The organism is Streptomyces sp. GbtcB7 (assembly GCF_019091445.1).
Classification (GTDB): Bacteria; Actinomycetota; Actinomycetes; order Streptomycetales; family Streptomycetaceae; genus Streptomyces; species Streptomyces mirabilis.
Genome location: NZ_JAGXJM010000067.1, coordinates 1 through 19,918, shown reverse-complemented (window position 1 = coordinate 19,918; position 19,918 = coordinate 1). Strand labels below are relative to the sequence as shown.

Here is a 19,918-nt window from a genome sequence, read left to right as displayed (position 1 = left end):
GGCTCACGCGTGGCCTCCCTCGGCGCCGAATCACTGGTCGGCGTCGGGAGTGGTCGGGCTGCAGACCGGATCGCCGCCACGGACTGGGCGTCAGTAGACCGCTTGCCGTATTTCGCCGCCCCGCGCGACGTCTGGGCCCGCGAGGTGCTTGCCCGACGGAGTGGCGGGACTTGAACCACACGCGTGACCGTCACAGTGTCATCGGGGTACCGGTTCGCAGGCTTCAGCCAAGGCCGAACCAGCCCAGGACGGTCTGGACGAGCAGGATGGTGGACATGCCCGCGACGCCGACGACGACGGTGGTGGCGGCGATGCGGTAGCGCGGGGTGTTGGCCGCCTTGCCCAGCAGGGAGCGGCGGTTGGTGAGGACCAGCAGGTAGACCAGCACGATGGGGCTGATCAGGCCCTGGAGGACCTGGGTGCCGATGAGGAGCTGGATGACGTCGACGGGGGTCATGGCGACCGTGGCGCCGAGGACGATCTGCGCGGTGAACAGGCCGAGGAACAGGGGCGCGTCGCGGAAGCTGCGGGAGACGGAGCGTTCCACGCCTGCGGCCTCGCCGATGGCGTAGCTGGCAGACAGCGGCACCACCGCTCCGGCCAGCGCGGAGGCGCCGATCAGGCCGAGTGCGAAGAGGAGTTCGGCGTTCTGTCCGGCCACCGGTTTGAGGGCTTCGGCGGCCTGGGCGGCGGAGTTGAGCGGGCCGGTGCCGCCGATGGCGGCGGCGGTGGCGATGATGATGGTGAGGCTGATGACGCAGGCGAACACGGCGCCGAGGACGGCGTCGGCGCGGATGAGCTTGTAGTCCTCCGGTTTGGCGCCGCGGTCGACGACCCCTGCGGCGGCGTAGAACTGCATGTAGGGGCTGACGGTGGTGCCGATCAGGGCGACCGCCAGCAGGATGAAGTCCTTGCTCGGTTCCATGTGCGGGACGACGAGGTGCTTGCCGACCTCGCCCCAGTGCGGGTGGCCGAGGACCATCGCGATGGGGTAGGCGAAGAAGGCCAGGGACATGATCAGGAAGATGCGTTCGGCCCACCGGTAGGAGCCGAACAGCACCAGCGACCAGAGCAGGATCGCGGCGGGCGGGATGACGGCCCACTTGGGGACGCCGAGGAGTTCGAAGGCGGCGCCGATGCCCGCGAATTCCGAGACGACCAGGCCGGTGTTGGCCAGTAGCAGGCAGAACACCGCCAGTGCGGTGAGCCGCAGGCTGAACTGCTCACGGATCAGCGCGCCGAGCCCCTTGCCGGTGTGCGCGCCCAGGCGTACGGCCATCTCCTGGACCATGACCAGGGCGATGGTGACCAGCACCATGAAGAACAGGGTGCCGTAGGCGAATTGAGACCCGGCGGAGGCGTAGGTGGCGATGCCGGCGGCGTCGTTGCCCGCGTTCGCGGCCACCAGGCCGGGCCCGGCGATCGCGGCGATCATGGTGAGGCGCCCCAGGCCCCGCCGCCGGGCGACAGGGGCGGAGCCGGTCTCGCAGGTCGGCGGGGCCGGGGTGGTGTTGAGTTCGCGGGTCACTGCAGGAACCTCCGGAAGTGCAGGCGTCCGCGCTCGGGGAGCAGGGTGTCCAGGACGTCGTCGGCCAGGATCCGACCCAGCGGACGTTCATGGTCGTCGACGACCAGCAGGGACGAGGCGCGGGAGGCGACCAGTTGCTCGGCTGCCTCGGCCAGACGGGTATCCGGGCGCACAGTGACGGGCGGCCCGAACTGGGCGAGCCAGCCGGTCAGGTCGGCGACGGGCGTGGCGTCCTCGGCGACGGCCAGGTCGAACAGCGCGATGTCGGTGACCAGGCGGCCCTCGTCGTCGACCACGGCGATCGCGTCGATCTCGGTACGGTGCGCGGCCTGCGCGGCCAGTACGGCCCGTACCTCGGCGACACTCTGCTCGCGGCGGGCGGTGACCAGTAGCGTGGTCATGGCGCCGCCGGCGGTGTCCTCGGGGTAGGCCAGCAGGTGGCGCAGGTGTGCGGCCTCGGTGGCGGGCATACGGTCCAGCAGGCGTTCGCGCTCGTCCTCGTGCAGGTCTCGCAGCGCGTCCACGGCCTCGTCCGGTTCCATCTCCTCCACCAGCCGGGCCGCGTGGGCGGGGTCGGCCTCGCGCAGCAGGTTCTCCAGCTCGGCCGGTTCCATCTCCTCCAGCGCATCCGCCGCGGCTGCGGGCTCCAGCATGTGCAGTAGCTGCTGCCGCTCGGTCCGGCCGAGGTCTTCGAGCAGGTCGGCCAGGTCCGCCGGGCGCAGCTGGTGCAGCGCGCCCCGAGAGGCACGCAGCTGGACCTGCGCGGGGCCGTCGGTGGCGTGCTCGGCGAACGGGGCCATGGCCTGCCAGTCCAGCACTCGCTCCGGGGTCGGGCGGGCCTGCCACCGGCGGGGGCCGAGTCGGCGCAGCAGGGTCGGCAGGCTGACGTCCACCCCGACCAGCACGACCCGGTCGGCGAGCGGGGCGAGGTAGAGGTCGGCGGCCCGGGTGACCTGCACTCCGTCGACGTCGACGAGCTGGTGGTCGAGGACGTCGCGGGCGAGTAGTACCTCGCCGGGGCGGCGTTCGTACTCGCGCAGGTCCAGGCGGGCGCTGCGCAGAGCGACCCGTCCGGCGCGGACCTTTTCCACCGTGTCGGCGGCCAGGAAGGCGTGGCGGCGTCCGACCCGGATGACCAGGCCGGTCACCGGCGGGTAGGGCTCGCTGCCGTACAGCCGGGCGACGACGTCGACGACCCGGCCGACCTCCTCCCCGGCCTGGTTGGTGACGGGGCCGCCGATCAGACCGGCGAGCGAGACCAGGGACGCGCGCACCGCCTTGGAGGCGGTCGCGCGCCGCTCCAGATGAACCCGGCGGTTGCGCAGGCGGGCGCTGGTGGACATGAGCAGAGTGTTGGTGGCCAAGGTGAACACCCCCTTGCCCCGACAAGACGGCGGGGCACCGGGCGGCGCCAGACAGCACCGAGTGCCCTGACCAGTAGATCCGCGCAGGCCCACCTCTAGGACGGGTGGGCGTGAGCGGGCGGCCGACGACGGTGCCGGACGGCGGTCAGGGAACCAGTAGCTGCCTCGTGCCGCGGCAGGACGGCGAGGACAACGCGGGAAGGGGCCGACTATGGCCCGGACTACTGTCCATCTCTCGCCTCCTTCCGGCCGGGGACACCGCAGAGGTGTCGCGACGACTCGGCAAGGAGCGACCAGGACGCGATGCTCCTGGTTCACCCCAACTCGTCAGAGCTTTGGCACTCCACGGCGTGATCCCGCCCGATGGGCGGGAAGCCACTTGGCCTCACCCCTTAGGTCGGGGAGAGGTGTCCTGAACCTGGGCGTCTCTCGACGTCGTCGGGTCAGTGGCCTGTGTCCGTGAAGACGCCTCACCGAACGAGGTGCCTCATTCAAACCGCGCACAGCATACGCCCGCTGTGGCTACCGCCACGAACCGCGCCGGTCACCTTCGGTAAGAGGGGCCCGCGTGTCTCAGCGCTGCTGCCGGATGCGCTGGGCGACCGCGCTGCTTTCCGTCTCCCACCACGGACGCACGCGGTCCGCCTTTTCCCCGGCCCCTTCCGCCGCGGGTGCTGCCGGGATCAGCTCCGCCTGCAGACGGCGGTCCAGCGCGACGGTCTCGGCCCGCTCGATGCGCGCCCACTGCGCGAGAATCGCCAGCAGGAAGGGCAGCGCCACCAGCTCCGCGATGCTGATCATCGCGCCGCCGCCGAGCTGCTGGTCACCCTGAACATCCGGTGACCAGGACGGGGCGTGGTGCAGATACCAGGACCCGGCGATCAGCGTGCCGTGGGTCATGACGACGATGCCGGGCACTGCGTCGATGACCCCGTCGAGGAACACCAGCGCCGCCCGCACCGGATGTGTGCACCAGGCGGGCAGGGCTTCCTCACGGGTGAGCACCGGGATGACGAACAGGCAGCCGGCCAGCAGCAGGTGCAGATACATCAGCTCGTGCAGCCAGCCGACGCGGAGAGCGGTCTCGAAGTACGGCGTGAAGTACACCGTCAGCTCGGTCGCCAGCACCAAGGCCGTGCTGACCACCGGGAAGGTGAGCAGGCGCACCAGACGACCGGTCACCACACGCTCCACGCGCCCGGCGTAGCGCTCGGAGAGGGCCCGGAGAGCCAGCCCCAGCGGATCACCGAGCGCCAGGCCCAGCGGCGCGACCAGGTCGAGAAGGATGTTCTGGACCGCCGCCGGCCAGAACAACACGTGGTCGTAGACGGCCAGCGCGGACATCGTGGCCACGACGAGCGTGCCCAGACCCAGCAACGCGAAGGCAGCGACCCGGGCCACGGGCCAGTACTCGCCCCGGCGTCTCAGTCGCAGTACACCCCAGCAGTACAGGGCGCCCAGGAGGGCGACGAACAGCAGTGCGGGCACATCGAGTTGCCATGAGGAGAACAGCCGTCCCATGGTGAGCTCCGGCAGACTCCCCATCGTGATCTCCTTCCACGGCATACCGGACACCCGGCCCGCCGAGGCACCCTACGTCGCATGCTCCCCGAGCCGGTCGCGCCCCGGGGGAGCCGCCGTCGTCATACCAGGCTCACACCAAGCCCTTACCGACGGCTGCGGCGCACCCTCCATCCCCCTACTCCTGCGTGCCGTATGAGCCGGTCGTGGTGGTGCCCTCGCTTCCGCCCCTTCCCCAGAGCCACCGGCTCTGACGCCGGTTTACCCCCTGCTGGCACACTGACCGAACCCGGCGAAGGAGGGTTCCTGCACGTCGATGGTCGGCAACGTGCGCAAAGTCGCTCGCCTGACGCGGCGAAGCCGCCACCGCGTGGACCTCAGCCACCCGGCCCGCTCACCGCTCGGATCCACGGTGGTCAACTGCGAGCCGACCGAGACGGAGTTCGCCGAGGCCGCCGAGCTGTTCGGCCTGCACCCGCTCGCCGTCGAGGACGCCGTACAGGCCCACCAACGACCCAAGCTGGAGAGTTACGGCGACGTCCTGTTCGCCGTCTTGGCCGTGGTTCCCCTCGGCCGCCCCCTGGAGACCCTCTCCACCAAGCCCCTCCGCGCCGTCGACCCCGCGATACGCGCCCACTTCCGCGATGTTGCCGACCATCAAGCCCGCGTCACCGACCAGATCACGGCCTTCGACGCCCTGATCGACTCCATCCTGCAGGCCCACCTCGCCCAAGTGGCCGTCGCCCAGAACGACGACGCCCGCAGGATCACCGCCTGGGCTGCGATCATCGCCGTACCCACCATGGTCACCGGCATGTACGGGATGAACTTGGACCACATGCCCGAACTGCGCTGGCGCTTCGGCTACCCCCTCGCCAGCGGCGTTCTCGCCGTCGCCTGCTTCTTCCTCTACCGCGGCTTCAAGCGCAACGGCTGGTTGTGAGCCAGGCCCCCCGGGGCATCATCGGGCCAGGCCCTTCGCGGTTTTGGTTGGACCCCGCGGGTACTCGGCTGGATCCGCTCGCGATGCCGGTGCCGGCCGCGGCACGCTTCACGGGGGCATACGTCGTGCTCACCGACGACAAGCGCATCTACGACCTGCTGGTCCTCACCAACCAGCTGTGGTCTGTGCGGACGGTCTGGAGGACGCCTGGCGCATCCCGCGCGCGGTGCCCGCGGCCCGCATCGTCTCCGTACGCAGCGTGCAGCCGGCACTGGCCGGATCGGTGGTCGAACGCTGCTCGCCCTCGTCGGGCCGAAGCGCGGCGTCTTCCACGCCCTGACCCCCGTCAACATCGCGAGCTTGCTCGCCCTGCTGTGGGCTGCCACGACCGCACACCGCACCGTCCGGTCAGAGCCGTCGGCAGGCACAAAGCCGGCAAGGTGGCGAGCCGACCGATTGCCCCAAGCGCCCTTGCTCTTGGTCCGGCGCGGTGCGTCGTGAGTCCAGCCTGTGTGTCAATTGCAGCAGTCGCAGCCGGCACGGCAGCCGCACACCTCGTCCACCGCGGCGTCCATGGCCGGGGCCGCCGCTGCGGGCGTCGCACAACAGCCTTTGCCCTGCCAAGCGTCGCGGCCTTCCCTGACGGCGACCGCGGCGATGACGAGGGCGGCGACGGGATCCGCCCAGGACCAGCCCAGAGCGGCGTTGAGGATCAGACCCACCAGGAGCACGGCCGAAAGGTACGTGCACAGCAGGGTCTGCTTGGAGTCTGCGACCGCACTGGCAGAGCCGAGCTCACGGCCCGCGCGCCGCTGTGCGGCGGACAGGAACGGCATGACGACCAACGACAGCGCAGCGAGGACGATGCCGGGGACGGAGCGTTCAGCCTCGCCAGTGCCAGTCAACGCACGGACGGCGTCGGCGGTGATGTAGGCGGCAAGCGCGAAGAACGACAGCGCGATGATCCGCAGGGTGGTCCGCTCACGCGCTTCGCGTACGGCGTGCTCTCGGGCGGAGAACTGCCAGGCGACCGCGGCCGCCGAGGAGACCTCGATGACGGAGTCCAGGCCGAAACCGATCAGGGCGGTGGAGGAGGCGATAGTTCCCGCTGTGAGGGCGAGGATCCCCTCGATGACGTTGTAGGCGATGGTTGCGGCGACCAGCAGACGTATCCGGCGAGTGAGCGCGTCGCGGCGCACCCGCGAGACGCCAGGAGATATCGGGGTCATCAGCAGCAGCCCTTGTCGTCGGCGTCGACGCAACTGCGGTCGGCCTCAACGGCCACCACCGCGGTGCGCAGGTCGTCGAGCGCATGGCCGAGACGTTCGTCGGCCAGTTCGTAGCGGGTACGGCGCCCATCGGGCACGGTGACGACGAGGCCGCAATCCCGCAGGCAGGCGAGGTGGTTGGACAGCCGGGTGCGGGAGATGCCGAGTGCGTCGGCGAGGTCGGCCGGGTAGGCCGAAGCCTCGCGCAGCGCGAGCAGGATGCGGCAGCGGATCGGGTCGGCGAGCGCGCGGCCGAACCGGGCCAGCACCTCGATGTCGGAGGCAACAGTCAGCACACCACGACAGTACAGAGAATCCTGGATTCAGAGAAGTGTGGATTCAGGGAATCCTGAATTCCAAGCTTCCGTAATGATTTTCATTTGGATCACCGCTTCCCCTAGTAATGACAATCGTTTCCATCTAGCCTCGCAAGTGTTCCGCCCCACCGGGCCTGCCTTTGTGTGAGGCCCATCAGTCCGTCAAGGAGAACCCCGTCGTGCGCACTGCCGGCACCTCCATATCCCGCCCTGTCCGCATGGCCGCCGGGGGCTTGGCCGCCGTCGCGGCGCTGGCCGCTGTCAGCGGCTGTTCCACCGCCTCCTCCTCCGACACCGCCACGGCGGCGTCCTCCCAGTCCGGCCAGTCCGGCAAGACCATCACGGTCGTGGCGGCGGAGAACTTCTGGGGCAGCATCGCCGCTCAGCTCGGCGGTGACCACGTGCAGGTGAAGAGCATCATCGACAACCCGAACGCCGATCCGCACGACTACGAGCCGACCGCGGCCGACGGCCGGGCCGTGGCCACCGCCCAGTACACGATCGTCAACGGGATCGGCTACGACGCCTGGGCGGACAAGCTGCTGTCCGCCAACCCCGCCGGCAGCCGCACCGACCTGAAGGTCGGCGACCTGGTGGGCATCAAGCCGGGCGGCAACCCGCACCGCTGGTACTCGCCGGACAACGTCCACCAGGTGATCGAGAAGATCACCGCCGACTATAAGAAGATGGACCCGGCCGACGCCGTCTACTTCGACACGCAGAAGACGACCTTCGAGACCAAGACCCTGGCGCCGTACAACAAGCTGATCGCCGACATCAAGGCCAAGTACGCGGGCACCCCGGTCGGCGCCTCGGAGTCCATCGTGACCCCGCTCGCCGAGGGGCTGGGCCTGAAGATGCTCACGCCCGAGTCCTTCCTGGACGCCATCAGCGAGGGCACCGACCCGACGGCCAAGGACAAGCAGACGATCGACCAGCAGATCAGCGAGAAAAAGATCAAGGTCTACGTCTACAACAGCCAGAACGCCACCCCGGACGTGCAGGCCCAGGTCAAGGCCGCCAAGGCCAAGGGCATCCCGGTCGCCACGGTGACCGAGACCCTCACCCCGGCCGGGGCCTCCTTCCAGGCATGGCAGGTGCGGCAGCTGCAGGGCATCGAGAAGGCCCTGGGGCAGGCGACGGGCAGGTGAGCACCGTGAATCCGGCCACCCGGCTGGGCGACCTGGTACGGCACCGGGTCCCCGCGCAACCGGCCGCGGCACTGCCGCCGCGGTCCCCCGTCGTGTCGTTGCGCGGCGCCGGCGTGCGCGTCGGCGGCCGCACCCTGTGGTCGGGTGTCGATCTGGAGGTCGGCGCCGGGGAGTTCGTGGCTGTCCTCGGCCCGAACGGGGTCGGCAAGTCGACCCTGATCAAAATGCTGCTCGGCATCCTGCCGCCCGCCGCCGGTGAGGTCAGGGTGCTGGGCGAGGCACCCGGCAGGGCGGCCCACCGCGTCGGATACCTGCCGCAGCGCCGCAGTTTCGACGCGAGCCTGCGGATCCGCGGTCTCGACATCGTGTGGCTAGGGCTGGACGGCGACCGCTGGGGCGTGCCGCTGCCGGTGCCCGCCCGGTTCAGCGCCCGGCGCCGGGCGGCCCGGGACCGTATCGCCGAGGTCATCGAGCTGGTCGGGGCGACCGCGTACGCGCATCGGCCGATCGGTGAGTGCTCCGGCGGCGAGCAACAGCGGCTGCTGATCGCCCAGGCACTGGTGCGGGGCCCCGAGTTGTTGCTGCTGGACGAACCGCTGGACAGCCTCGACCTGTCCCATCAGGGCGCGGTCGCCGCACTGATCGGTCGCATCTGCCGGGAGGCGGGCGTCAGCGTCGTCATGGTGGCGCACGACGTCAACCCGATCCTGCCGTGGCTGGACCGGGTGGTGTACATCGCCGAGGGCGGTGCGGTCGCGGGCCGCCCGCAGGACGTGATCACCACGCAGACGCTGTCGCGGCTGTACGGCGTGCCGGTGGAGGTGCTGCGCACCAGTGACGGGCGGCTGGTGGTCGTCGGCCAGCCCGAACCGCCCGCCGTCCACATCGACCGGCACGCCGAGGGAGGCAACCCATGAACTGGGCCGACGTCGGCGGCGGCTGGTCGTGGAACCCGCTGACCGACCTGCAGCAGATCTGGGCGTTCCCCTTCATGGTCAACGCCTTCCGGGCCGGCACGGTCGTGGCCGTACTGGCCGCCACGATGGGCTGGTTCATGGTGCTGCGGCGGCAGAGCTTCGCCGGACACACCCTCGCTGTGGTCAGCTTTCCCGGCGCGGCCTGCGCGACGCTGCTGGGCATCAGCGCGGGCTTCGGCTACTTCGCGTTCTGCGTCGGCGGCGCCCTGGTGATCGCCGCCATCCCGCGCGCCGGACAGGGCGGCAGCGGCCAGGAGTCGGCGCTGACCGGCACCGTCCAGGCGTTCCTGCTGGCTTGCGGATTCCTCTTCGTCGCCCTCTACAAAGGGTTCCTCGGCGGGATCAACTCCCTGCTGTTCGGCAGCTTCCTCGGCATCACCACCACCCAGGTGACCGTGCTGACGGTCGTGGCGGCGGTGGCCCTCGGCACCCTCGCTGCCATCGGACGGCCGCTGCTGTTCGCCTCGGTCGACGAGAACGTCGCCACCGGGCGCGGAGTGCCGGTGCGGACTCTGTCCGTGGTCTTCCTCGTGCTCCTCGGGGCGGCGACCGCGGAAGCCGGACAGATCACCGGCACGCTGCTGGTGTTCGCCCTGCTGGTGATGCCGGCCGCCGCCGCGCAGCAGCTCACGGACCGGCCCACGGCGGGCCTGGCGCTCTCGGTGCTCATCGCGATCGCGGTGACCTGGACCGGGCTGATCGCCGCCTACTACTCGCCGTACCCGATCGGGTTCTACGTGACGACCTTCGCCTTCGCCGTCTACGTCCTGGCCCGCGCCGGCCGCTCCCTGGGCACGGCCGTCGGCAGGTACCAGTTGGCGGGAGGTGCCGCCGCATGAACGCCTTCACACATCCGTACTTCGTCCATGCACTGCTGGCCGGCACCGCGATCGCCCTGGCGGCGGGCCTGGTGGGGTACTTCCTGGTACTCCGGGCCCAGGTCTTCACCGGTGATGCGCTCAGCCATGTGGCGTTCACCGGGGCTCTCGCGGCACTCGCGCTGGGCTACGACCTGAGACTGGGGCTGTTCGCGGCGACCGTGGTCTTCGCGGTGGTGATCGGCGCGCTGGGCCGCCGGGGACGGGCGGACGACGTCGCCATCGGCAGCGTCTTCTCCTGGATCCTGGGTCTGGGCGTCTTCTTCCTCACCCTCTATACGACGTCCCGCAACACCGGCAACGGCACCGCGGGGGTGAACGTGCTCTTCGGGTCGATCTTCGGCCTGTCGGCCGGTCAGGCGCGACTGGCGGCGACCGTCGCGGCCGCCATCTGCCTCGCCATGCTCGCGGTCGCCCGGCCCCTGCTGTTCGCCTCCATCGACGAGGCTGTGGCGGCGGCCCGCCGGGTGCCCGTACGGCTGTTGGGCCTCGCGTTCCTGATCCTGGTCGGCGCCTGCGCGGCCGAGGCTACGCAGGCGGTCGGCTCGCTGCTGCTGCTCGGCCTGCTCGCCGCGCCCGCCGGCGCGGCGCAACGGCTCACCGACCGGCCGTACCACGCCTTGGCCCTGTCCGCGGGACTGGCGGTGGCGGAGATGTGGGCGGGCCTCGCCCTGAGCTACTACGTGCCCCAACTACCTCCCAGCTTCACCATCATGGCCGTCGCCACGGCCGTCTATGCGGCCACGCTCGCCACCGTCCGCCGCCCCCGCCCCCGAGCCGGTCTCGCGGAGGCGTGATGAGCGCACAGACGGACGACCTGGACCTCTTCGGTCGTCGCACCGCCCAACGCACATCCGTCTTAAGGGCGTTGATCGACAACGGCGGCTTCGTCGGTGCCCGGACCCTGTACAACGCACTGGAGGTCCGGGGTTCGGCCGTGGGCCTCAACACCGTCTACCGCACCCTGGCTGCCCTCGTGGAGGCCGGTCGCGCCGACGTCGTACGCGACGGGGACGGCGGGCGCCTCTTCCGCTACCGCCCGTCCGCCGAGCACCAGCACTACCTGCTGTGCCGCGCCTGCGGCCTGAGCGCACCCGTCGACTCCGAGGCCGTCGAAACCTGGGCAGAGCACGTCGCCCGCAGCTCCGGCTTCGCGGAGGTGGAGCACACCGTGGAACTCACCGGCCTCTGTCCGCAGTGCCGCGGTTCATAAGGCTGCCTGCCGGTAACGGGGGACTAGTTGGTAATGGGTTCCATTTTCATATAGCGTCTGTTGCTGCTCCCCGACCCCGTCCAGGAGGACCCCATGGCCGTTCCCAAGCGGAAGATGTCCCGCAGCAACACCCGCCACCGCCGCGCCCAGTGGAAGGCGGCCACGCCGACGCTCGTGCCGATCACCGTCGATGGCGTCCCGTACCTGGTGCCCCAGCGGCTCGTGAAGGCGTACGAGCGCGGGCTGCTGCGCCCCGAGGGCTGACCGTTCATGCCTTACGACCGACTGCCCGTCACGGTCCTGTCCGGATTCCTCGGCGCGGGCAAGACGACCCTCCTCAACCACGTCCTCGGCAACCGCGAGGGGCTGCGCGTCGCCGTCATCGTCAACGACATGAGTGAGGTCAACATCGACGCAGCCCTGGTGCGCGGCGGCGAGGCAGCCCTGTCGCGCACCGAGGAACGCCTGGTGGAGATGACCAACGGCTGCATCTGCTGCACCCTGCGCGACGATCTGCTCGAGGAGATCGACCGGTTGGCCCGCGAGGGGCGCTTCGACTACCTGCTCATCGAGTCGTCCGGCATCTCCGAACCCATGCCGGTGGCCGCGACCTTCGCCTTCGCCCGCGACGACGGCGCCACCCTCGGGGAGATCGCCCGCCTGGACACCATGGTCACGGTCGTCGACGCCGCGAACTTCCTGCCCGAGCTGACGAGCGGCGACGAGCTCGTCGAACGCGGCCTGGACCAGTACGAGGACGACGAACGCACCGTCAGCGACCTGCTGATGGACCAGGTCGAGTTCGCCGACGTCATCGTGCTCAACAAGCTCGACCTCGTCGACGAGGAGTCGGCGGAGCGGCTGCGGGCGACGCTCGCCCGCCTCAATCCGGTTGCTCGTGTCGTCCCAGCCGTACACGGCCGCGTCAAGGCCGGCGACGTACTGGGCACCAGGATGTTCGACCTGGAACGCGCCCAACAGGCCCCTGGCTGGGTGAGGGAGCTCAACGGTGACCACGTCCCCGAGACGGAGGAGTACGGGATCTCCTCGACCGTCTTCCGCACCGAGCTGCCCTTCCATCCCGGCCGGCTGTGGACGTTCGTGACCGAGGAGCTGGACAGCGGCGCGTACGGGCAGATCCTGCGTTCCAAGGGGTTCTTCACGCTGGCCAGCCGCCCGCAGGTGACGGGCCTGTGGTCACAGGCCGGCTCCGTCGCGCGCTTCGAGCCCTCCGCCGCCCGCGACACCGGCATCCTCGACAGCCAGGAACTGGTCTTCATCGGCACGCATCTGCACGCGGACGCACTGCACGCGGCACTGACCGACTGCCTCATGGCCGACGGTGAGAGCCTCCCGCCCGTCGACCCGTTCCCCGCCTGGGACACCTACGGCATCGACGACACCTGCGAGCACGAGCATCCCGACCTTGTAGTGGGGACCTGAAGACCCCGGGCCGGGCGGTGGACGCAGCCACGGCGCCGCCCGGCCCGGCAGCCGCCCGGTCGCCAAGGCCCGGGCGTCAGTTGGAGCGTGCGACGTGCCGCGGAGCAGGCGCCGCACGCAGCCTGTCCGGCAGCGTGCCGTCGTCGGGCATTCCGGTCCGCAGCCAGGCACCGACCGCCTCGGCATCGGCTGCGGTGGCCAGTGGGCCGATCCGTACCACGGCTCCGGTGGGCCGGTGGTCCACAGCACACGGCTGGACGGCCGCGTGCAGTCCGCGCCGTCGGCGGCAGCGCAGGACTATCCCCAGGCATCCGGTGGAGACCATGACTCCATGGGGGCGGCCGCGCACCGCCTGGCGCAGCCCGTCCATCACCTCGTCCGTGACGGCGCGGCAGGAGGCGCAGACGACAAGAGTGAAGAAGGGGCCCTGTCGACCGCGTGCCGCGTTGCTCACGCCCGCACTCCACCCATGCGCCTGCTTGATGTCGATCCTCATGCCCATGCCACTTCTTCCACGCTTTCGCGCAGGGGGCCAAAGCTCCGGCAGGGGCCGTTTAGCCCGATCGGGCGATGCAACTCGCCTCGGGAAGTGGGAAGTTGGCGGACCGTGATTTGACAGCCCGCCGCCACACCCCCAGCCTATGCTCATGACATCCATTTCCAATAGAGGGAGTTAGTCATGCGTGTGGCGTTCGTCGGCAAGGGCGGCAGCGGGAAGACCACCCTGTCCGCACTCTTCTCTCGTCACCTGGCGCACTCCGGCGCGCCGGTCGTCGCCATCGACGGCGACATCAACCAGCACCTGGCGTACGCGCTGGGTCTCGACGAGAACGCATCCTTCGGTGCGCCGCCGCTCAGCGCACGGACCGGTGAGATCAAGGACTACCTGCGGGGCACGAACCCGCGTATCCCGTCCCGCGACGCCATGGTCAAGACGACCCCGCCGGGCCGTGGCTCCCGCCTGCTGCGCCTGCTGGGCGACGACGAGATCCACGCCCACCACGTCCAGAGCGTGCACGGCGTACCACTGATGGTGACCGGCGCCTTCGAGGAGAGCGACCTCGGCGTGGCCTGCTACCACTCCAAACTCGGCGCGGTCGAGCTCTACCTCAACCACCTCGTGGACGAGCCCGCCGAGTACGTCGTCCTCGACATGACGGCCGGCGCCGACGCCTTCGCCTCCGGCCTGTTCACCCGTTTCGACATGACCTTCCTGGTGGTGGAGCCGACCCGGAAGAGCGTCTCTGTCTACCGCCAGTATCGTGAACACGCCGCCGAATTCGGCATCCCCATCGCCGTGGTCGGCAACAAGATCACCGGCGAGGACGACCTCCTCTTCCTCAAAGAGCACGTTGGCGACGACCTCCTCGCGCACTGCGAGCAGTCCCCCTTCGTGCGGGCGCAGGAGCAGGGCCGCGCCCACGGCGAGCTGGAGCCCCACAACGCCCGCACCCTGGACCGGCTGCGTGAGACCGTGGACGCCCGCCCGAAGGACTGGGCCGCCTTCCAGCGACACGCCGTCGAGTTCCACCTGCGCAACGCCACCGCCTGGGCAAACAGCGCCAGCGGCCGGGACCTCGCCACCCAGGTCGACCCCGACTTCCAGCACGGCCCAGCGGCGCTGGCGACCTACGCCTGACCCGCGACACCCGGGATCAGCGGCTCCCGTCCGTCCCGTACGAGAACCAACCAGACGCCTCCGCCGTCCTGGAAGGAACGCGGCCAGCTGCTGCGGGCTCTGTCCAGCGACGCGATTCGCGGCAGCCTGGAAGGGCGCGTGGGCATCACCCTGGCCTTCCAGAACTGCCACCGTGCCGCCGCCTTCCGCCCCGAGGCCCGGGGCTGAGCGACCCACATCCGCTTCACTCGCTGTGCGCCCAGCTCCTCAACCAGTCACCCGAGTTCCGCGACTGCTGACGGCAGAGGAAACTCGCGGGGCGGGTGTCGCCGCTGCACGTGAGCTCGTAGACCCACGGGCCCACGTTCTACGCTGGGTGGAGCCGTCTCGGTGGGATCCCCCGTGCCACCGAGACGGCCTTCGTGCGTCAAGGCCGGGCTCGGCGACCGCCAACCGCAGCGCTGCCTGCTGCGGTCAGTCCTCGGAGAAGATCTCCCGCACTTCACGGATCGCGTAGCAGACGAGCACGTATCCGGCAGCCGGGTCGGCCCATCACCAGCCGAGCGCGGTGTTCAGGACCAAGCCGAGCAGGACGGCTGCGGCGAGCAGGCCGTCGATCAGCGTCCCCCGGCCCTCGGCGGACAGCACGGGGTTGCCGAGCGCGGCCCCGGTGCGGGCCTTGCCGAACGCCAGGGCGAACATCGCGGCAGCGGTGACCGCTGTCCAGCCGATGCCCAGCGGCGAGGTGCGCGCCCCATGACGTTCATCTGAGGCTGCGGGGAAACGAATGAATGCCGCTCCTGACCACGCCGGCCTATTGGCTGCTGCAAAGAGAGACGAGTTTCTGCTCCTCTTCGGTCAGCGTGACCTGATTGTCGCCGTTCTGGCGCCGCGCCTCCTTCTTGCAGGCGGATGCTTGGACCGCCAAGTCATCGACCTTCGACTGTCCTTGTGACTTGCTGTCCTCGGCGATCGTGGCCTGCACCTGCTTCTGCTGGTAGGGCGGCAGGTACTTCAGCTCGATCTCCGGGTGGTCCCTGAGCACCTTCGAAAGGCTGATGCCGAGCACGCTGTCATTGACCCCCTGATAGAGCGCCACGTGATTGCCTTGGGCGCCGACGTAGTACTGGGTCTGTGTCCACTGGTAGCCGCCGAGGAGGCCGCCGACGAAGACCGCGAGGCCGACGCTGAGCAGGATCACTTTCCAGTGGGTCCAACGGATGCGGAGATGTCGACGGGCGGGCGCCGGGGCCAAAGCGGCGGTGTCCGGCGGCTTCGCGGGCGGAAGCGGCATCTGCGGCGGGCCCGTCTGCGGGGCGGCCGCCGTCGCAGGCGGGCCGAACGCCACCGGTGGTCTGGGCGGATGGGCCGTCGGTGGTGCGCTAATGCTCATGGTGGCTACATCCCCAGAGCCGACCCACGGAGGTTGCTGGGGTGAGCGCACCGGGGCGGTATGGGGGAGGAAGAAGAAGTCGTCCGTGGGAATATCGGTGACGATGCGCAGTATCTGCGGATCACCCTTCTTCTTGTAGGCGCGGTGCAACTCCGTGACGCGGTCCTGCACGGTTTCCTTGAACGCGCCGAGCGACAGCGGCTCGCCCTTGGGATGGGACAGCACCACGTCGGCGATCGACCGTGAGAAGATGCTGAACGACTCACCCGACCGCGTCCCGTGGAAACGTCCGTCTTGAACCACCTCATGAGGGCGGACGAAGAGGGACAGCTGGGCGGGAGAGCAGCCGTAGACATAGGCCACCTTCCGGCGCAGGGCCGCACTGATCTGCTGCTGGCCCCATTCCCTGACCCCCGCCACGCTCATCGAATCCTGCTCGATGCCCTCCCGGCAGGCGTCGATCAGGAACACGACGTGGTCGGCCGGAGTCTCGTCCAGATGCTGACGCCAGTCGATGGGGACACACCCCGATTCGAACGGGTGGACGTCCTCGTCGATGTCCTCAGGTACCAGGTAGTCGCGACCCCGGGCATGAACCCCGTGACCGCTCAGCACAATGAACGCTGTGTCTCCGCGCCGGGCACGCCGCAGGAAGCCGATGACCCGGGCGTTGATGTAGTTCGCGGAGATCTGCTTGCCGCCGGAGCGCCGGGCAAGGACCTGTACATCGTTGAAGCCATGATTGGTAAGGATCGCGCCCAGTCGCGTCAGGTCGCCGGCAATGAACGGCAGAGGCTGGATGCCGCGCATCTCGTAGTCGCTTGCGCCGATCAGCAGCGCACGGTGCAGTCCCATGACACGTTTTCGCTCACTGCCGGAACACCAAGACGATGCCGCGGCTGCTCTGCATTTGCGCGGTACCAACGAACTGCACCCCGCCGCCTGCAGTCACCTGGAACGACAACTGCGCCTCACGCAGCGGCAAAGCCCCGCCACGCGCCGCGACATCGGCGAAAACCTGCTGCAGGGCGTCGACGGCATCGGCGAGGTTCTTGCGCAGCACTCCAAGCGGTACACCGCGCAGCACCGCTTCCTGACGGTTGCCGAAGAGCCCCATCGAGTCCCCGTACTCCTCGGCGTCTTCGTCGAAAGACACCCAGAAGGGAAGAGTCGGCTCACCAGCCGCTGCCTCGGTCGTCTCCACGTGAAACCCCCATCCCCCGATGCGACGAGGCAACTCTATTGCAGAAGGGACGAATTGGCGCTCCTTTCACGCAGATGCTCCGCCCCACGTACCGGAGCTGAGCTACGACGCGTTGGAAGGTGGATCCGCCGCGCGAGGGTTCCGTTCCTTTCACCGAGCTGGGCGGACGGCGACTGCGGGTTCGGAGCGCCTCTCAAAGATGCTCAGGGGCCAAACAGGCCACACGTGAGGGGTCACCCGATTGCCCGCCAACACCACGGTCGTGGCAACCAGTTCGTCAGGAAGTCCACCCGGACAAGGGAGCTACGGCTTGTCTCGTTGCTCCCGCCGCTTGCGGTAGTACTCGTCTCGTTCGGCTTCCTCCTGCTTGGCGTACTGCCCATTCCAGAGGCTGGCGAGTTCGGCGAGGGCGCTGCTGACGCGGCCGAGTTCCCAGAGCAGGTAGAGGCTGGCGCCGGCGAAGGGAATCCATTCGCCCCATTGGAGGAAGCGCCGGGACTCGCTGCAGACCGATCCGGCCTCGCTGCCGCCGACCGACATGATGACCAGAACTTCTCGCCTCCGCCGGGCGCACTTCTTCACTCACGAAGTCTCTAGAACGTCCCCTTATGCGCCGCCGGGGCCGCTCGGCAGGACCCGGTCGAGCTGGCTGCGTGAGGTGATGCCGAGCTTGGTGAAGACCTTGCGCAAGTGGTACTGGACGGTGCGTGCGCTGATGAACAGGCGGGTGCCGATCTCCGGGTTCGACAGGCCATCGCGGGCCATCCGGGCGATCTGGCCTTCCTGGGCGGTCAGTTCCTCGTGCGGGGCCGGGGCGGTGCGCTTGTGGGCGGTTCCGCCGGCGGCCCGCAGTTCGCGGCCGGCACGCTCGGCGAACGCTGTCATGCCCATCGTCTCCAGCATGCCGTGTGCCGTGCGCAGTTGTTCGCGTGCGTCGTTGCGGCGGCGTTCCCGGCGCAGCCATTCCCCGTACAGCAGATGCGCGCGGGCGAGATCGACCCGGAGTCGGGTCCTGGTGAAGTGGGTGATCGCCTCGCGGTACAGGCGCTCGGCTGCGTCGCCCTCGCTCAGCAGTGCGCGCGACCGGGCCTGGGCCCCCAGGACCCAGTCGGTGCCGCTGGCATCGGCCACCTCGGAGAGCCAGCGACAGGCGTCGGCCGCGGCCTCGGGCGTCCCGCAGCGTGCGGCGGCCTCGACCAGCTCGACCAAGGGCCAGCACATCCCGGCAGGATCGTTGCCGTAGGCGGTGGCACGCAGGCCCGCGGCCATGGCCCTGTCGTAGTGGCCGAGCCCGTTGTTGAGGGCGGCGTTCGCCCATTCGGCGTAGGTGATGCCGATTCCCTCGCCGCGCGTGGTCACGTCCTCCAGGGTGGCGTCGATCACGGCACAGGCCCCGGTCTCGTCACCGCGGAGTGCGGCCAGACCCATGGCGCTGTAGGACGCCAGGCCGCTCCCGGTCGCCTCCTTGACCGCCTGCAGTTCGTCGGACAGCGACGCCGCGCCGGGCAGATCACCGGCGAACAGCAGCACGTAGGCACGTGCGGTGAGGGCCAGCGGCAGCTCACTGAGCGTGCCGGTCTCCCGCGCCAGTCGGAGGTACCGGGCCGAGAGCGTCTCCCAACGGTCGTCGTCCCAGAGCCGGATGGCCGTGATGCACGCCAGATACATGCGTCGCAGTTCCTCCTCGGCGGACATGCCGGCTCCGAAGTCGGCCAGGGCCCTGCGCAGGAGCGGGACTCCTGCCGCATACCCGACATGAAGGGTCGCTGCCGTGCCGTCGAGAAGGAGATCGGGAGCGCGCGGGGCGTGCCGCGGCGGAGGGGCCGCGCCCGCCGCCCGTGCCACCTCCAGCACGTCACCGCCGGGACCGGCCAGGCGTCCGGCGAAGATCGCGCCGAGCAGCGCGTCCAGGTAGGCCGCGCGGGAGAGATCCGCGTCGATGGGCCGAAGCCGCTCGGCCGCCTTCAGCAGCAGCGCGGGGGCATCACCACCACGGCTGGTGTTGAACGCGAGCTGGGCCCGCATCATGTCGACACTTGCCTGCTGGAAGTCGCTGAGCTGCCCGGATTCGGCCATGGCCAGCAGCTCCCACGCCACGTCGAAAGCACCTGCCTGGATCGTGGCCCGCGCGGCGTCCAGGGCCCGGCCGGTCCGCCCTGCCGGGTCGAGTGTGAGCAGTGCCGCCTGCTTCAGGAACGCGGCTGCCGCGGCCGTGCCGCCGCGTGCCCGGGCCCGCCCGGCCGAGTGTTCGAGTTCGGCGGCGACGTCCTCGTCCGGTCCCGGGGCGGCCTGCGCGCGGTGCCAGGCACGCCGGTCGGGATCGAGCCGCGGATCGGTGGCCTCGGCCAGGGCGCGGTGCGCTGCCTGTCTGTCCTGGGCCGACGCCGAGCGGTAGGCCGCCGAGCGGGCCAGCGGATGGCGGAACCGTACCCGGGTGCCGAACTCGACCAGGCCGGCCTCGGTGGCGGGTGCCGCAGCGTCGGTGCGGGTCCCGAGCAGGCGGGCTGCCCGCCACACCAGGGCCGGGTCGCCGGAAGGGTCGGCCGCCGCGATCAGCAGCAGCCTCCGGGACCGTTGCGGAAGGGCGCCGACCCGCCGTAGGAAATTCTCCTCGATGCTGCCCGAGAGTGGCATCAGCCCGGGGAGCCCGAATCCGCCGGCCAGCTCCGCGGGCGCCAGTCCCCGCGTCAGCTCCAGCAGGGCCAGCGGGTTGCCCCGTGCCTCGAACACGATCTGGTCGCGTACCCGGGCGTCGATCGGCCCGGTCGGTACCGCGTCCAGCAGCGCCCGCGCGTCGGCCTCCCGTAGCCCTTCGACCACCAGTTCCGGCACTCCGCCCAGGTCGCCGTTCACGGAACGGGCCGCGAAGACCAGGCCCATCGACTCCGCCCCCAGGCGGCGCGCGACGAAGGCGAGGACCTGTGCCGAGGCGCGGTCGAGCCACTGCTCGTCGTCGATCAGGCAGATCAGCGGCCGCTCCTCCGCGACCTCGGACAACAAGCCGAGCACGGCCAGACCGACCAGGTACCGGTCCGGCGCCTGCCCCTCGCTCATGCCGAAGGCGGTGCGGAGCGCGTCACGCTGCGGCCCCGGCAGATGC

21 protein-coding genes, 1 pseudogene and 1 riboswitch are annotated in these 19,918 nt (G+C 70.0%); of the genes and pseudogenes, 10 read left to right on the top strand and 12 right to left on the bottom strand.

From position 1 onward, the window contains the following. Positions 1-223 precede the first annotated feature (223 nt). From KVT44_RS52660 to KVT44_RS52650, 3 genes are all read right to left on the bottom strand, one after another. Positions 224-1,528 (bottom strand): divalent metal cation transporter, encoded by a 1,305-nt coding sequence (locus KVT44_RS52660; RefSeq protein ID WP_308314391.1) that lies wholly within the window; start codon positions 1,526-1,528, stop codon positions 224-226. Then, positions 1,525-2,901 (bottom strand): CBS domain-containing protein, encoded by a 1,377-nt coding sequence (locus KVT44_RS52655; RefSeq protein ID WP_308314390.1) that lies wholly within the window; start codon positions 2,899-2,901, stop codon positions 1,525-1,527. Before KVT44_RS52655 ends, KVT44_RS52660 begins: the two co-directional genes overlap by 4 nt. Positions 2,902-3,203: 302 nt before the next feature. Then, a riboswitch (M-box (ykoK) riboswitch) is annotated at positions 3,204-3,381 on the bottom strand. A gap of 84 nt (positions 3,382-3,465) precedes the next feature. Beyond that, entirely contained in the window at positions 3,466-4,437 is a 972-nt protein-coding gene (locus KVT44_RS52650) for a cytochrome c oxidase assembly protein (protein ID WP_217575957.1), read from the bottom strand. Positions 4,438-4,729: 292 nt separating this feature from the next. On the opposite strand from KVT44_RS52650, the gene KVT44_RS52645 reads away from it, so the two are divergent. Next, the gene (locus KVT44_RS52645) at positions 4,730-5,356 is read left to right on the top strand and encodes a CorA family divalent cation transporter (protein ID WP_217575955.1); all 627 of its coding nucleotides are present in this window, start codon (positions 4,730-4,732) and stop codon (positions 5,354-5,356) included. Positions 5,357-5,521: 165 nt separating this feature from the next. Here KVT44_RS52645 and KVT44_RS52640 read toward each other — a convergent pair whose 3' ends face one another. The 3 genes from KVT44_RS52640 to KVT44_RS52630 all read right to left on the bottom strand — a co-directional run bounded on the left by KVT44_RS52640 (position 5,522) and on the right by KVT44_RS52630 (position 6,920). Then, positions 5,522-5,689 carry a hypothetical protein gene (locus KVT44_RS52640; protein ID WP_217575952.1) on the bottom strand — a complete coding sequence of 56 codons (168 nt, stop codon included), beginning with the start codon at positions 5,687-5,689 and terminating at the stop codon, positions 5,522-5,524. 182 nt (positions 5,690-5,871) lie between these two features. Then, positions 5,872-6,585 (bottom strand): cation transporter, encoded by a 714-nt coding sequence (locus KVT44_RS52635; protein ID WP_217575950.1) that lies wholly within the window; start codon positions 6,583-6,585, stop codon positions 5,872-5,874. Then, positions 6,585-6,920 carry a helix-turn-helix transcriptional regulator gene (locus KVT44_RS52630; RefSeq protein ID WP_217575948.1) on the bottom strand — a complete coding sequence of 112 codons (336 nt, stop codon included), beginning with the start codon at positions 6,918-6,920 and terminating at the stop codon, positions 6,585-6,587. The genes KVT44_RS52635 and KVT44_RS52630 overlap by 1 nt, the downstream gene beginning before the upstream one ends. Positions 6,921-7,120: 200 nt before the next feature. Here KVT44_RS52630 and KVT44_RS52625 point away from each other — a divergent pair, with 200 nt between their 5' ends. The 7 genes from KVT44_RS52625 (at position 7,121) to KVT44_RS52595 (ending at position 12,603) form a co-directional block, all read left to right on the top strand. Then, positions 7,121-8,092, top strand: coding sequence for a metal ABC transporter solute-binding protein, Zn/Mn family (locus KVT44_RS52625; RefSeq protein WP_308314389.1), 972 nt, complete (start codon positions 7,121-7,123; stop codon positions 8,090-8,092). Between the two features lie 5 nt (positions 8,093-8,097). Then, positions 8,098-9,009, top strand: coding sequence for an ATP-binding cassette domain-containing protein (locus tag KVT44_RS52620; protein ID WP_308314388.1), 912 nt, complete (start codon positions 8,098-8,100; stop codon positions 9,007-9,009). Further along, complete coding sequence (locus KVT44_RS52615; protein WP_217575947.1) at positions 9,006-9,908, top strand: metal ABC transporter permease; 903 nt, start codon at positions 9,006-9,008, stop codon at positions 9,906-9,908. Before KVT44_RS52620 ends, KVT44_RS52615 begins: the two co-directional genes overlap by 4 nt. Continuing rightward, on the top strand, positions 9,905-10,744 hold the full coding sequence (locus tag KVT44_RS52610; RefSeq protein WP_217575945.1) for a metal ABC transporter permease: 840 nt from the start codon (positions 9,905-9,907) through the stop codon (positions 10,742-10,744). The genes KVT44_RS52615 and KVT44_RS52610 overlap by 4 nt, the downstream gene beginning before the upstream one ends. Beyond that, positions 10,744-11,160 (top strand): Fur family transcriptional regulator, encoded by a 417-nt coding sequence (locus tag KVT44_RS52605; protein WP_217575943.1) that lies wholly within the window; start codon positions 10,744-10,746, stop codon positions 11,158-11,160. Before KVT44_RS52610 ends, KVT44_RS52605 begins: the two co-directional genes overlap by 1 nt. 93 nt (positions 11,161-11,253) lie before the next feature. Next, positions 11,254-11,424 (top strand): 50S ribosomal protein L32, encoded by a 171-nt coding sequence (gene rpmF / locus KVT44_RS52600; protein WP_030069935.1) that lies wholly within the window; start codon positions 11,254-11,256, stop codon positions 11,422-11,424. A 6-nt stretch (positions 11,425-11,430) separates the two neighbouring features. Beyond that, on the top strand, positions 11,431-12,603 hold the full coding sequence (locus tag KVT44_RS52595; RefSeq protein ID WP_217575941.1) for a GTP-binding protein: 1,173 nt from the start codon (positions 11,431-11,433) through the stop codon (positions 12,601-12,603). A 76-nt stretch (positions 12,604-12,679) separates the two neighbouring features. Here the strand turns inward: KVT44_RS52595 and KVT44_RS52590 are convergent, their stop codons facing one another. Continuing rightward, complete coding sequence (locus KVT44_RS52590; RefSeq protein ID WP_254651100.1) at positions 12,680-13,099, bottom strand: hypothetical protein; 420 nt, start codon at positions 13,097-13,099, stop codon at positions 12,680-12,682. 183 nt (positions 13,100-13,282) lie between these two features. Between KVT44_RS52590 and KVT44_RS52585 the strand changes: the two genes are divergently transcribed. Together KVT44_RS52585 and KVT44_RS59505 are read left to right on the top strand one after the other, a co-directional pair. Continuing rightward, the gene (locus KVT44_RS52585) at positions 13,283-14,242 is read left to right on the top strand and encodes an ATP-binding protein (protein WP_217575939.1); all 960 of its coding nucleotides are present in this window, start codon (positions 13,283-13,285) and stop codon (positions 14,240-14,242) included. A 48-nt stretch (positions 14,243-14,290) separates the two neighbouring features. Continuing rightward, a pseudogene (locus tag KVT44_RS59505) lies at positions 14,291-14,520 on the top strand (SCO5389 family protein); the annotation flags it as partial. 253 nt (positions 14,521-14,773) lie between these two features. Here KVT44_RS59505 and KVT44_RS59500 read toward each other — a convergent pair. The 5 genes from KVT44_RS59500 to KVT44_RS52560 all read right to left on the bottom strand — a co-directional run. Beyond that, complete coding sequence (locus KVT44_RS59500) at positions 14,774-14,923, bottom strand: hypothetical protein (protein WP_254651099.1); 150 nt, start codon at positions 14,921-14,923, stop codon at positions 14,774-14,776. Between the two features lie 112 nt (positions 14,924-15,035). Continuing rightward, a complete protein-coding gene (locus KVT44_RS52575; RefSeq protein ID WP_217575937.1) occupies positions 15,036-16,469 on the bottom strand; it encodes a caspase family protein in 1,434 nt (477 codons plus the stop codon). A 13-nt stretch (positions 16,470-16,482) separates the two neighbouring features. Continuing rightward, positions 16,483-16,818, bottom strand: coding sequence for a hypothetical protein (locus tag KVT44_RS52570; protein ID WP_217575935.1), 336 nt, complete (start codon positions 16,816-16,818; stop codon positions 16,483-16,485). 303 nt (positions 16,819-17,121) lie between these two features. Continuing rightward, positions 17,122-17,400 carry a hypothetical protein gene (locus KVT44_RS52565; RefSeq protein WP_217575933.1) on the bottom strand — a complete coding sequence of 93 codons (279 nt, stop codon included), beginning with the start codon at positions 17,398-17,400 and terminating at the stop codon, positions 17,122-17,124. 24 nt (positions 17,401-17,424) lie between these two features. Further along, a partial coding sequence (locus KVT44_RS52560; RefSeq protein ID WP_217575931.1) for a LuxR C-terminal-related transcriptional regulator occupies positions 17,425-19,918 on the bottom strand: 2,494 nt, incomplete at its 5' end.